The sequence below is a fragment of the Bryocella elongata genome, from assembly GCF_900108185.1.
Lineage (GTDB): Bacteria > Acidobacteriota > Terriglobia > Terriglobales > Acidobacteriaceae > Granulicella > Granulicella elongata.
Window position 1 is genome coordinate 610,924 of sequence record NZ_FNVA01000002.1, and the last position, 12,429, is coordinate 623,352.

The 12,429-nt window shown below is 62.9% G+C and carries 12 protein-coding genes; 9 read left to right on the forward strand and 3 right to left on the reverse strand.

Annotation, left to right across the window (positions count from 1 at the left end):
• Positions 1 to 27 precede the first annotated feature (27 nt).
• Positions 28 to 1,245, reverse strand: coding sequence for an MFS transporter (locus tag C4S68_RS08865; protein WP_103932672.1), 1,218 nt, complete (start codon positions 1,243 to 1,245; stop codon positions 28 to 30).
• Positions 1,246 to 1,517: 272 nt separating this feature from the next.
• Between C4S68_RS08865 and C4S68_RS08870 the strand changes: the two genes are divergently transcribed.
• From C4S68_RS08870 to C4S68_RS08890, 5 genes are all read left to right on the forward strand, one after another.
• Positions 1,518 to 2,507 carry a copper-binding protein gene (locus C4S68_RS08870; protein ID WP_235011466.1) on the forward strand — a complete coding sequence of 330 codons (990 nt, stop codon included), beginning with the start codon at positions 1,518 to 1,520 and terminating at the stop codon, positions 2,505 to 2,507.
• A gap of 87 nt (positions 2,508 to 2,594) precedes the next feature.
• Positions 2,595 to 2,978 carry a hypothetical protein gene (locus tag C4S68_RS08875; protein ID WP_235011467.1) on the forward strand — a complete coding sequence of 128 codons (384 nt, stop codon included), beginning with the start codon at positions 2,595 to 2,597 and terminating at the stop codon, positions 2,976 to 2,978.
• Positions 2,979 to 3,121: 143 nt separating this feature from the next.
• On the forward strand, positions 3,122 to 5,029 hold the full coding sequence (locus C4S68_RS08880; protein ID WP_103932673.1) for an ABC transporter ATP-binding protein: 1,908 nt from the start codon (positions 3,122 to 3,124) through the stop codon (positions 5,027 to 5,029).
• A 1-nt stretch (position 5,030) separates the two neighbouring features.
• A complete protein-coding gene (locus C4S68_RS08885) occupies positions 5,031 to 5,300 on the forward strand; it encodes a type II toxin-antitoxin system VapB family antitoxin (protein WP_160115072.1) in 270 nt (89 codons plus the stop codon).
• A complete protein-coding gene (locus C4S68_RS08890) occupies positions 5,300 to 5,686 on the forward strand; it encodes a type II toxin-antitoxin system VapC family toxin (protein ID WP_103932675.1) in 387 nt (128 codons plus the stop codon). The genes C4S68_RS08885 and C4S68_RS08890 overlap by 1 nt, the downstream gene beginning before the upstream one ends.
• Here C4S68_RS08890 and C4S68_RS08895 read toward each other — a convergent pair.
• The gene (locus C4S68_RS08895; protein WP_235011468.1) at positions 5,683 to 7,815 is read right to left on the reverse strand and encodes a S9 family peptidase; all 2,133 of its coding nucleotides are present in this window, start codon (positions 7,813 to 7,815) and stop codon (positions 5,683 to 5,685) included. The genes C4S68_RS08890 and C4S68_RS08895 overlap by 4 nt on opposite strands.
• Before the next feature lie 152 nt (positions 7,816 to 7,967).
• Here C4S68_RS08895 and C4S68_RS08900 point away from each other — a divergent pair, with 152 nt between their 5' ends.
• The 3 genes from C4S68_RS08900 to C4S68_RS08910 all read left to right on the forward strand — a co-directional run bounded on the left by C4S68_RS08900 (position 7,968) and on the right by C4S68_RS08910 (position 10,085).
• Entirely contained in the window at positions 7,968 to 8,480 is a 513-nt protein-coding gene (locus C4S68_RS08900) for a DUF4142 domain-containing protein (RefSeq protein WP_103932676.1), read from the forward strand.
• A gap of 166 nt (positions 8,481 to 8,646) precedes the next feature.
• Positions 8,647 to 9,444: a TPM domain-containing protein gene (locus C4S68_RS23380; protein WP_200821512.1), complete on the forward strand. Its 798-nt coding sequence runs from the start codon at positions 8,647 to 8,649 to the stop codon at positions 9,442 to 9,444.
• Positions 9,445 to 9,500: 56 nt separating this feature from the next.
• Complete coding sequence (locus tag C4S68_RS08910) at positions 9,501 to 10,085, forward strand: LemA family protein (RefSeq protein ID WP_103932678.1); 585 nt, start codon at positions 9,501 to 9,503, stop codon at positions 10,083 to 10,085.
• 59 nt (positions 10,086 to 10,144) lie between these two features.
• Here C4S68_RS08910 and udk read toward each other — a convergent pair whose 3' ends face one another.
• Positions 10,145 to 10,897 carry a uridine kinase gene (gene udk / locus C4S68_RS08915; RefSeq protein WP_235011469.1) on the reverse strand — a complete coding sequence of 251 codons (753 nt, stop codon included), beginning with the start codon at positions 10,895 to 10,897 and terminating at the stop codon, positions 10,145 to 10,147.
• Here udk and C4S68_RS08920 point away from each other — a divergent pair.
• Positions 10,896 to 12,413, forward strand: coding sequence for a M20/M25/M40 family metallo-hydrolase (locus C4S68_RS08920; RefSeq protein ID WP_235011470.1), 1,518 nt, complete (start codon positions 10,896 to 10,898; stop codon positions 12,411 to 12,413). The two genes, udk and C4S68_RS08920, sit on opposite strands and share 2 nt — an antisense overlap.
• Positions 12,414 to 12,429 lie beyond the last annotated feature (16 nt).

Consider the following 12,429-nt stretch of genomic DNA (forward strand, 5'->3'; position numbering starts at 1 on the left):
CGATGAAATTTCGCCTTGCTGTGGTCGTCAGGCGGGGCCGGCTGTGGATGATCGGGCGCGGACGATTAGGAGGCTGAGCAGGAGCAGTCCGAGGGCTAGTCCGAGGGGGACGATCATCGCGTTGCGCAGCGAGCCGGTGTGGGTGGAGACGAGGCCCATCAGCCAGGGGAAGAGCGCTGCGCCGAGGCCGGAGACTGCCAGGATGATGCCCGCCGTGCGGGCTGAAGGGCGGCGGCGGAGCAGGATCGCGAAGGTCGTGGGGAAGAACGGGGCGAGGCTGAAGCCGAGGAGCAGGCAGAGTGCGGAGATCATGGCGCCCTGATGCGCGACGGCGAGCAGAGCGATGAACACGGCGGAGAGCACGAGCGCGATACGTTGCAGTGTGGCTTCGCTGATCCAGCGCAGGAGCGCGGAGGTGAGCAGGCGGCCTGCGGTGAGCGCGGCCCAGAGGAGCACGAGCGCGGACTGGCCGCCGAGGAGTTTGGTATCGGAGAAGCGGAGGGTGAAGGTGGTGAGCCAGCCCGTCATGCAGGTCTCGAGGCCGCCGTAGAGGAAGAGGCAGAGGCCGAAGAGGACGAAGAGGTCTCGCGGGAGGGGTGACTCCTGGGCGTTTGATGCGGCGGTGGCTCCGGGGCTGTAGCCGCGGCCGGAGGACATTACGAAGCCGCCGAGGCCGGTGACGAGGAAGATCGCGGCGAAGATCAGCAGCGGGCTTCTGAGGCCAAAGCGGGGCATTACGGCCGCAGCGACGACGCCGGTGATGATGGCTCCGAAGCTGAAGAAGAAGTTCAGCGTGGAGAGCGCGGAGCCCGTGCCTTCGGGATAACGGCGGCCGGCGAGGATGTTGCTGGAGGCGATGATCTGGCCGAGGCCGAGGCCTCCGACGAAGAGTGTGGCGCAGCCAGGGATGAGCCCCTGGTTGAGGCTGGTGATGAGTGCGAAGGCTCCGAAGCCCGCGCAGCTGAGGACCATGCCGCCGAGGATGCCGAAGCGTAGGCGGCGGGGGACGGTCATGCCGCCGAGAAAGGAGCCGATGAACTTGGCCTGGAAGAGCCAGCCGCTCTGCTCGTCGGTGAGACGCCACTGGTGGGCGAGCGAGGGCAGCACGGGGCCGAGCATGACGGTGCCGAGACCGGCGAGGAGGAAGCCGAAGGCGAGCCAGAGGACGGCGGGGCCGAAGGCGCTGTCGTCTGCGGTGGAGGCTGGTTGATTGGGGGCGACGGAGGTCGATTCGCTGACTGTCATTTTGCTGTGGTTTACGGAACGCAAAGGCGCGGAGAGGGCGCGTGGCGGAAGGGGTGCGTTCCTGACGGGCCCGCGAGCAAGGTAGCCGCCGCACCGGGTCGACTCCAAAGGGCCACTGACTCCAAAGGGCCACTGACGAGAGTGATGCTAGCACGCAGGCGAGAGCGGGACCGTGGATGGCGGTGACTATGATGGAGTGAGAGGCCGCGCCCGGAGACGGAGCAGCGCAGCAGGTGCGTTGCGATGAACGGCGGTCGGCCCGGGAGCCTATCTTGCAGAGACCGATTCGCCGCGCCGTCCGCGTGGCTGCGCTGGCCATGACGTTCGCGCTGGCCGTGCCTTTTGCCGCTCTTCTGAGCGGATGCAACAGCAAGCCTTCGAGCACGGCGGGGCCGGTGACCAAGTCGTATCCGGTGCGGGGATTTGTCGTGCGGGTGAATCCGAATCAGCAGACGATGCTGCTGAATCACGAGAATATTCCCGGGCTGATGGAAGCGATGGCGATGGAGTACAAGGTCGCCGATCCCGCGGTGATGACCGAGGTGCATCCCGGCGACCGGATTACGGCGACGATGCTGGCAGACGACAGTCCGGACGGTCCGGTGCATCTGCGGCTGAAGGATGTGGTGGTGATTCAGCAGGCGAAGCCGGACTACAAGCCGGCGACGCAGTACCACGTGCCGGCGGCAGGGGACGATGTTCCTGACATCGCGATGCGCAACCAGTCGGACAAGATGATCCACCTGGGGCAGTTCAAGGGCAAGGTGCTGCTGATGACGTTCGTGTACACGCGTTGCGCACTGGCGGACTACTGCCCGCGGATGAGCCATAACTTCGCGCAGATCGACAAGGATCTGGCAATGGAACCGAAGCTGTATGCGAAGACGCATCTGCTGAGCGTGAGTTTCGATCCTGCGTATGACACGCCAGCGGTGCTGAGAAGCTATGGCGGAGCGTACACGGGCCAGTACACGAAGGAGAACTTTGCGCACTGGGACTTTGCGGCTCCCCGGGAGAATGACCTGAAAGCTATGGAGGAATGGTTCGATCTGGGCATTACTCCTGCTCCGGGGAATACACTTGCACACTCACTGGCGACAGTGGTTGTAGGGCAAGATGGGAAAGTAATCGCTTTCTATCCGAATAATGACTGGAAGGTTGCGGACGTGGAGGCGCAGGTGCGCCAGGCTGCCGGCGCCGGGATGATCCCTGCTGGCAACGCCGCGGCGCGAAGCTCCTCGAAGGCTCAGATCGTCAAGTAGAGAGTCGCTGCAGCTCGAATTGGTTTCAGGATCCGGAAACGTACCAAAATCTTGTACGCGCAGCGGACCTGCGCACCGAAGGAGACGATGATGGCGAAGATCACGATGATGGTGGGTTTTGTGCTGGTGGCGCTTGGGTTCGCCTACTGGGGTCTTGCGGGGCGCACGGCTCCCACGGCACTGATTCCGGCTTACTTTGGGATCGCGCTGATGATCTGCGGCGCGCGTTCGCGGACCGAAAACAACAAGACGCGCATGCTGTTCATGCATGTTGCGGTGACGATTGGCCTGCTGGGCTTCCTGTTTCCGGGGATCCGGGCGATCATGACGATGATGAAGGGCGCAACGCTCTCGTCGCTGGCGGTGCAGGAGCAGCTGGTGATGTCGGTCGTGTGCCTGGTATTCACGGGGATGTGCGTGCGTTCGTTCATCGCGGCGCGGCGGACTCCTCCGGCGGAAGCTGCTGTCTAGGTTTTGTGGATCTTGTATGGAAAAGGGCGCGATCTGCAGAGATCGCGCCCTTTTGCGTGCGTAGACGGATGAATCTGCCTGCAGGGCGTCGCATCGAAGATAGAGCGAATATTGGGCAAAAGCTGCTCTAGACTGGATGAACGATGGGTGGATTTTCACGTGGTATGGGCGGCGGGATGGGGGCGGCTGACCGTCCCGGGCGGCACGGCGGCGGCGCGAGTCGCGCAGCCAGTGCGGATCTGACGAAGAAGCGGCCCAAACCCAAGTTTCGCGATATCTGGCCCGAGATCCGGGCGCTGATTCTGCCGCGCCGCTGGCTGCTGGCGGCAAGCTTCTGCCTGATGATCGTGAACCGGGCCTGCTCGCTGGTTCTTCCGATGTCGTTCAAGCCTCTGGTCGACACGGTGTTCATCAAGCACCAGATGCAGGTGTTGCCGATCGTGGTGGGTGCGGTGATGCTGGCGACGCTGGTGCAGGGTCTTACCTCGTACACGCTGACGCAGCTGCTTTCGAAGTCGGGGCAGAAGCTGATTGCGGAGCTGCGCGTGCAGGTGCAGAAGCACGTGGGGCATCTGCCGGTCGCGTTCTATGACGAGAACCGTACGGGCACGCTGGTGGCGCGGATCATGTCCGACGTGGAAGGTGTGCGCAACATCATCGGCACGGGCGTGGTGGACTTTGTGGGCGGTGTGCTCACGGCGATCTTCGCGTTCGTGTACCTGATGAAGCAGAGCATCCCGATGACGCTGGTCACATTCACGATCATGATCGCGTTCGCGGGTGTGATCCAGAAGGCGTTCAAGGTGATCCGGCCGATCTTCCGCGAGCGCGCGAAGATCAACGCCGAGGTCACTGGAAGGCTGACGGAGTCGCTGGGCGGTGTGCGCGTGGTCAAGGGCTATCACGCGGAGTCGAGCGAAGCGAATGTTTTTGCGGGCGGTGTGGAGCGGCTGCTGGCGAACGTGGTGAGCTCGCTGACGGCGCAGTCGATCATGACGCTGTCGTCGACGGTGATCCTGGGCGTGGTGGGCGGCGTGGTGATGTACATGGGCGCGCGCTTGAACTACGCAGGCAAGATGACGCCGGGCGGGTACTTCTCGTACGTGATGATCCTGGCGTTCATGACGGCGCCGATCGTGCAGCTGGTGAACATCGGTACGCAGCTGACCGAAGCGATGGCCGGACTGGATCGCACGCGCGAGATCATGGGCGAGATGGAAGAGGACGCCGATCCGGCGCGGAGCTTCGAGATTGGGCCGATCGAAGGCAATGTGCGCTTCGTGGATGTGGGGTTCTCTTATGTGCCGGACAAGCCGGTGCTGCACAACATCAACTTTGAGGCGAAGCCGGGGACGGTGACGGCGCTGGTGGGATCGAGCGGCTCGGGCAAGTCGACGGTGATCAGCCTGGTGTGCGGCTTCCACACCGCGCAGTCGGGCGCGGTGCTGGTGGATGGCCATGACCTGGCGAACGTGAAGCTCTCGAGCTTCCGCTCGCAGCTGGGCGTGGTGCTGCAGGAGACCTTCCTGTTCGATGGAACGATTCGCGAGAACGTGTTGTTCTCGCGGCCGGATGCGAGCGACGAGGACTTTCAGCGAGCGTGTTCGATTGCGCGCGTGGATGAGTTTGCAACTCGCTTCCCGGAAGGTTACGAGACGATCGTGGGCGAGCGGGGTGTGAAGCTTTCGGGCGGGCAGCGGCAGCGGTTGTCGATTGCGCGAGCGATCCTTGCGGACCCGCGCATCCTGATTCTCGATGAAGCGACGAGCTCGCTGGACAGCGAGAGCGAAGCGATGATTCAGCATGGCCTCAGCTTCCTGATGCAGGGGCGCACGACCTTCGTGATCGCGCACAGGCTCTCGACGATTCGCCGTGCGGACCAGATTCTGGTGGTCGAGCAGGGACGCATCGTGGAGCGGGGCACGCATGATGAGCTGTATGTGCTGCACGGGCGCTATCGCGAGCTGTACGACCGGCAGCATGGGCTGGAGGAGAATCTGTTCCTCGCGCCTGGCGAGGGGGATGTGGTGGTGGAGGAATCGAAGGCGTAGAATGCCGCCTATGATCGTTGAGATCACAGACCGAGAAGCTGTTGCAGAGATCGAGCGGCGTGCGGCCCAGACGGGTAGATCTGTTGCCGAGGTGGTGGTCGAGGCGGTCAGGCCTCCCCTGAAGCCCGTTCGGAAGAGACGGCATTCGATCGAAGAGATGCTCGCCGCTGCGGAAGATCTGCAGCAGTGGTATGCGGCGCATCATGATCCGAAGGACCTCCGTACTCCCGATGAGATTGTCGGGTATAACGAGCACGGTCATTTCGACTGATGGTTATCGACACCCCGGTACTGATCGCCATCATGCGTAGGGAGGATGAGGCACAAGCCTTCCTGCGGATGATCGCCGATGCGAGTCCCGTGTCGCTTTCCGCCGCGAGCTACTTTGAGGCTTGCATGGTGATTGCTGGTTCGAAGGATGACGGCGCGTTGCAACGTCTCGATGTCCTCATCGAGACCTCTGACATTGAGATTCAACCCGTGACGCGCGAGGACGCCGAGCTGGCGCGAGATGCGTTTTTGCGCTTCGGCAAAGGCCGTCATCCGGCGGGGCTCAACTTCGGCGATTGCTTCTCGTATGCGCTTGCGAAGCGGCTCAATGAGCCGCTTCTGTTCAAGGGCGACGATTTTTCGAAGACAGACGTTCAACCTACCTAATCTGAAATCGTCTCCGCCACTCGCAGCTCGGTGAGCAGGAAGGCGTGGTCGAAGGCGATCTCCTTCAGGTAGTCGTAGCGGCCGGAGGCTCCGCCGTGTCCAGCGTCCATGTTGATCTCGAGCAGCAGGGGAGCGGCATCGGTCTTCAGCGTCCGCAGTTTGGCCACGTACTTTGCGGGCTCCCAGTACATGACCTGTGAGTCGTTCAGGCTGGTCTTGACGAGGATGGCGGGCAGCGGCTTGCCGGCGAGTGACTCGAGGTTGTCATAGGGCGAGTAGCTGCGCATGTAGGCGAAGGCTTCGGGCTCGTAGGGGTTGCCCCACTCTTCATATTCGGCGACGGTGAGCGGCAGGCTGGCGTCGAGCATGGTGTTGATCACGTCGACGAAGGGCACGTGCGAGAGCACGACTCGGAAGATCTCCGGCTTCATGTTGAGCACGGCGCCCATGAGCAGGCCTCCGGCGCTTCCGCCTTCGATGGCGACGCGCTTCGGGTCGCCGTAGCCTTCGCTGGTGAGGTGCTCGACGGTCTCGATGAAGTCGGTGAAGGTGTTGCGCTTGACCATCATCTTGCCGGCATCGTGCCAGGGGTCGCCGAGCTCGCCACCGCCGCGGATGTGCGCGTAGGCGACGACGAGGCCGCGATCGAGCAACGAGAGGCGGGCGACGCTGAAGCCCAGCGGCAGAGCGTATCCATACGAGCCATAGCCGTAGACGTAGAGCGGGCGCGAGCCGTTCCGTTCGAAGGCGGGCAGGCCCTCGCCGCTGATGCGGTACATCAGCGTGACGGGGACTTCGGTGCCATCGTGTGCGCTGAACCAGAGGCGCTCGGCGCGATAGTTGGAGGCATCGAAGCCGCCGGGGACCTCCTGCTGCTTGAGCAGGGTGCTCTCGCCGGTGGCGACGTTGTATTCGAAGATGGAGCCGGGCCGCACGGGCGATTGATAGGCGTAGCGATAGACGGTGGTGTTGAAGTCGCGATTGACATCGCCATCGGCCTCATAGGCGGGATCAGGGAAGCTGATGTCGCGTGGCTGGATGGGAAGGCCTGCGGCATCGAGATCGAAGACGCGCAGCACGGGCAGGCCGCGCTCGCGATAGGTCGTGACCATGAAGCCGGCGAAGAGATCGAAGTCCTCGAGCGGAGCGTCGGGCTGCTCGGGAAGGATTTCCTGCCAGTTGTCGCGCGAGGTTGCGTTGACGGGCGTGCGCACGAGCTTGAAGCGATCGGCGCCGCGGTTGGTCTGAATGTAGAAGAAGCCTTCGCGATGATCTACGGCGTACTCTTCGTCGTCGACTCGTTCGGCGAACAACGTGAAGAAACCTTCAGGTTGTGCAGCGTCGAGGAACCAGGCCTCGCTGGTGGTGTGGCTGCTGGCGTCGAGGAGGAGGTACTTGCGATCGCGGGTGCGGCCGAGGCCTACGTTGAAGCGCTCGTCTTCTTCGTGAAAGATCTCGGCATCGTCTGACTGCGGGGAGCCAACGACGTGGCGAAAGACGCGGTCCTGACGCTTGGTCTGTTCGTCTTCGGTGGAGTAGAGAAGGGTCTTCGAGTCATTGGCCCAGACGATGGAGCCGACGCGGTGGGCGGTGTCGGCGAGGGTCGCGCCGGTCTCGAGGTTCTTGATTGCCAGCGTGTACTGACGGAAGCCGGTGTTGTCGGTGGAGTAGGCGAGGAGCTTGCCGTCAGGGCTCATGGCGAGGCCGCCGATGGCCATGAAGGGCTGGCCTTCGGCGAGCTGGTTGACGTCGAGGATGATGGCTTCTTCCTCGGGCTTGCCGGCGGGATAGCGGCTGAAGCGCGCGTACTGCTTGCCCTTCTCGGTGCGGGTGATGTACTCCCACGCACCGTCGCGATAGGGGTAGGAGACGTCGTCTTCCTTGATGTGCGAGAGCATCTCGTCGTAGAGGCGCTGCTGGAGCGGCTTCGTCGGAGCCATGACGGAGGCGGTGTGGGCGTTCTCGGCCTCTAGATAGGCGGTGACGCGGGGCGAGCCCTTGTCGCGGAGCCAGGCGTAGTCGTCGTGCAGCTCGGTGTCGTGGATCGGAATTGCCTTGGGCTCGCGTTCGGCGACGGGGGGCTGCAGGGACTCGGCTGTGACGGTGCGCTCTAACATTGTTGGCTGCATGAAAACTCCAAGGAACAGGATACGCACTTCGTACGGCTGCTGTGCAACGCTGCAGGTCGTTGAGGACTCATACGTTGTCGAGAGCAGGGAAGCGCGGGTCCGCTGCACGGTAACGAACTGCGGCTGACGCGCTCCACTCCGGAGGATTGATCATGAAGAACATTTGGAAGTTGATCGCACTTAGCTCTGTTGCTGCCGCTGCGATGCTGCTGCCGGCCTGTTCCCACGCGCAGGCGACGGACGACGACAAGACGTTTCTCGCGAACGTGTCGCAGGCCGGCGTGAACGAGATCAAGCTGAGCCAGCTGGCGGAGGAGAAGGCGTCGGACCCGAAGGTGAAGGAGTTCGCGCACAAGATGGTTGTGGAGCATACAGCGCTGGGCAAGTCGCTCCAGCCCTATGCGGATTCGTGGGGTGTGGCTCCGGCGACGGACCTCGACGACTCGCACAAGGACGATTACAAGAAGTTGAGCGGGCTCAGCGGCAAGGACTTCGACAAGGAGTACATCGCGGACATGGTGAGCGACCATAACAAGGCGGAGAGCCTGTTCAAGAGCGAGATCAAGGACACCAAGGACATGAAGTTCCGCAAGACGGTGGAGTCGGGGTACTCGCACGTTGTTGCGCACGACAACATGGCGAAGTCGTTGAAGAAGCAGATGTAGCTGAGGCAGTCGAAACGCAGGCCTCCCGATTCATCGCAAACCCTCCCGTACCAACGGGAGGGTTTTGCTTTGGGGAACCTGGTGATGGAAACGTGCGTATGCTTGAGTGGTGTACTGCGCTTCTTCCATGCCGGTTCGGATTTTGAGGTCCAGGCGAGCCTGGCTGTTGCTCCTTGCTTTTGTCTTTTGTGTCTCGGGGCGTGCGGAAGATCCAGACAAGCTGCCAGCTCCCAACGGCAACTATGTTTCGGACTTTGCGGGCGTGATTGATGCCGGCACCAAGCCGGAGATCGAGGCGCTGAGCCGCGAGGTGTACGAGAAGGCTCACGCGACGATCGTCGTGGTGACGGTGAATTCGCTCGATGGCGACACGATCGAGGACTTCACGACCAAGCTCGAAGACAAGTGGAAGGTCGGGCCGAAGAACACCGATCGCGGCGTGGTGATGATCTTTGCGATCAACGACCACAAGCGTCGCATCGAGGTGGGCTACGGGCTTGAGGGCATCCTGAACGATGCCAAGGTGGGCGACATTGGCCGCTCCATGGTGCCGCAGCTGCAGCAGGGAGATTACGGTGCTGCGATCCTGGGCGGCGAGCGGCAGATCGCGCAGGTGATTGCGGACGACTCGCATGTCACGCTGGATACGACGGTCAAACTGCCCGCGCAGCATACGTATCACTACGAGACCACGCACCATCGCTCGAGCGGCGGCGGGTGGGTGGGGATCATCATCTTCATCGTCATCATCCTGCTGATCTCGCGTGGTGGACGCGGCGGCGGTGGTGGCGGGTGGATGTGGTTCCTGCTGGGCAACCTGCTTGGCGGCGGTGGGCGTGGTGGTGGATTTGGCGGCGGTGGCGGGCTCGGCGGAGGCGACTCTGGCGGCGGCGGTGGCGGTGGGGACTTCGGTGGTGGATTTGGCGGCGGCTCCGGCGGTGGTGGAGCGAGTGGCGACTGGTAGTGAAGGGCTTGCCGTAGGATGAGAACGACCTGTAGGAACGAACGAAAGGAATAACGATGCGTGGAATGATCGCAGTGCTGGGCGTGGTGGGTGTTCTGGTCGTGCTGGTGCTGATTGGTGGCTACAGCTACGTGAGCACGAAGAACAACCTGGTTGGGCTGAACGAGGCTGTGAACCAGTCGTACTCGCAGGTGGATGTCGAGCAGCAGCGGCGGCTCGACCTGATTCCGAACCTTGTGGCCAGCGTGAAGGGCTACGTGAAGGAAGAAGAGGTCGTGCTGACGAACATCGCGAACGCTCGTGCGGCGGTGGTTGCGGCTTCGAGCGACCGGGCGAGCTCGATCGACGCGAACAAGCGGCTCGATGTGGCGATCAGCCCGTTGCTGCGGCTGCAGGAGACTTATCCGGAGCTGAAGGGCAACGATCAGTTCATGCGGCTGGAGGATGAGCTGGCGGGGACGGAGAACCGCATCCAGGTTTCGCGCATGCGCTACAACAAGGCGCTGGAGACGTACAACGTCGCGGTGCAGCAGTTCCCGGCCAGCATCTGGGCGAACATGGCGGGCTTCAAGTATCGCGACCAGTACTTCAAGGGCAATCCGGAGAACAAGGTTGCGCCTACGGTGGACTTCTCGAAGTAGGGGAATGCAGTGAGTAGTGAGTAGAGATGTGGCGGTCGCGCTTGTTTGCGCGGCCGCTTTCATTTTGCGGGTAGTGGGTCCAGGAGGCCGCGGGATTTCATGGTCTTGAAGATGAGCTCGATGGACCAGTCGAGGGCTTCGGTGCCCTGGACGACGATGGAGGCGCGCTCCTGTGATGGGACAACGTAGAGCTCCGCCATGGGGCGTGCGGTGGCTTCGAACTGTGCGATGACGGACTCCTCGGTGCGGCCGCGTTCGCGCATGTCGCGATAGATGCGGCGACGCAGGCAGATGGCGTTGGGTGCATCGACATAGATGGAGAAGTCGTAGAGCGGGAGCAGCTCTTCGTAGTGCAGGCCTAGAATGCCTTCGACCACGAGATAACGCTGCGGATGTACGGGCTCGAACCTGCCGGGAACGCGCGAGTGGATGCTGAAATCGTAGACGGGCCGCTGGATGGATTGGCCCTGCTTGAGGGTGCGGATGTGCTCGATGAAGAGCTCGCTTTCGAGCGAGTCGGGGTGGTCGAAGTTCTGCTTGTCGCGCTGCTCGAAGGGGAAGTGCGAAAGGTCGCGGTAGTAGAGGTCGAGCGGAAAGACGGTCGCATCGAGCTGGCGGGCGAGCTCGTGGGCGAGGGTGGTTTTGCCGGAGCCGGAGCAGCCGGCAATCCCAATGACTACGGGGCCGATGACTGCGGGGCGGACCGGGGCAGGTGCGGATGAGGCGTCGGGCGGAAGTTCCACAGAGAAAGCGTAATGCATCGCGCGGAGGTTTGTGCTGCGGCCTGCGCGCCGTGCTAGTTTTGGGAGCATGACCCCCGTTCGTGTGTGCCTTCCCTGGCTGCTTGCTGCAGCTTCCGTTGCTGGCGTGTCTCCGGCCGTGTCCACGATGCTTGCGCAGGCTCCCGCGACGACCGCGCAGACCGCTGCTGTGGCGAAGGCGTATGCGTCGCCCAGGCACGAGGAGCTGACGAAGCAGTTTGAGGAACTGCTGTCGATGCCGAACGTGGCGGCTGATCCTGAAGGGCTGCGGAAGAATGCGGACTACCTCGAAGCGCAGCTGAAGGCGCTGGGCGCGGAGACGAAGCTGCTGACGGCGCCGGGGCTGGAGAAGTATCCGCGCGTGGTGTGGGGCGAGGTGAAGAGTCCGGGCGCGACGCGGACGATCGTCTTCTACGCGCACTATGACGGGCAGCCGGTGACGCCTAGCGAGTGGGATGGCGGCAAGCCGTTTGCACCGTATCTGAAGACCGTGGACGGTGAGCCGCGTGTGTATGGCCGCGGCGCGGGTGACGACAAGGCGACGATCATGGCGCAGCTCACCGCGTTGAAGGCGATTCGCGACGCGCATGTGAAGTTGAGCGCGAACCTGCGATTCATCTGGGAGGGTGAAGAGGAGAACGGATCGGAGCACCTGGAGGAGATTCTCAAAGCGAATCGTGAGCTGATTACGGGCGACATCTGGCTGGTGTGCGATGGGCCGGTGGACCAGTCGCGGCGGCAGTCGCTTGCGTTTGGAGCGCGCGGCGATGCGCATGTGCAGATCACGGTGTATGGGCCGAGCCATCCGCTGCATAGCGGGCACTACGGCAACTGGGCGCCGAACCCCGCGCTGGAGCTGGTGCAGTTGCTGGCGGGCATGAAGGATGCGAACGGGCACGTGCTGATCCCGCATTACTACGACGGCATCCAGCCCCTGGGGCCGGTGGAGTTGAAGGCGCTGGCGGATGCTCCGAAGAACGACGAGATGCTGCGAAACGAGCTGGCGCTGGGGCACACGGATGGCAGCCCGCGGCACCTGCTCGAGCTGCTGAATGAGCCGTCGCTGAACATCAATGGCATCTCGGCGGGACAGACGGGGGCGCACTCGACGAATGCGGTACCTTCGACGGCGATTGCGAACCTCGACATCCGGTTGGTGGTGGGCAGCGAAGGCAAGCTGGAGCAGCAGCGCGTGGTGGACTACGTGAAGTCGCAGGGCTTCTTCGTGACGTCAGCTGAGCCCACCAAAGCTGAGTTGCTGGGGCATGCGAAGGTGGCGCGCATCGAACTGGGCGGCGTGGAACCGGCGGTGCGTACGCCGATGGATCTGCCGATTGCGAGTGAGGTGATCGCGGCGGTGAAGAGCGCTCGTGGCGAGGTGGTGCTGCTGCCGACGATGGGTGGGACCGTGCCTCTCGACGCGATGGAGCGGGCGTCAGGGACGCGGACGATCACGGTGCCTATTGCCAATCATGATGACAATCAGCATGCGGCGAATGAGAATCTGCGGATGCAGAATCTTTGGGATGGGATTGAGACGATGGCTGCGTTGATGGCGATGAAGTAGGGGCAGCGGGTCAGCT